Annotated in this window: 1 pseudogene; it reads right to left on the bottom strand. The window is 67.3% G+C overall.

The features are described 5' to 3' along the window. Positions 1-257 (bottom strand): annotated as a pseudogene (locus MJX74_RS21625) (primosomal protein N'); the annotation flags it as partial.

The following is a 257-nucleotide window of genomic DNA, read 5'->3' as shown; positions in this document are numbered from 1 at the left end:
AATGCGCGCTTCGCCGCGATGGATATCCGCCAGGTGCTGCTCAAGCGCGCCTTTACGGCTGGTGGTGTCGCGATCGATGCGGGTGATTGGCGTATCGGGGAACAGCGGCGCCAGCTCCTGCTCCAGCTGTTCGGTGCCGACGCCGACCGACACCAGGTGGGTGGAGCCGCACTGCGGGCACTGGTGCGGCACCGGCCGCTGGCTGTCGCAGTGGTGGCAGCGCAGCTGGCGCTGATGCTGGTGGAAGGTGTAGTAGT

It is taken from the genome of Rheinheimera hassiensis (assembly GCF_022436675.1).
Lineage (GTDB): Bacteria > Pseudomonadota > Gammaproteobacteria > Enterobacterales > Alteromonadaceae > Alishewanella > Alishewanella hassiensis.
Note: the sequence above shows the minus strand (reverse complement) of the source record. Positions and strands in the feature narration are given on the sequence as shown.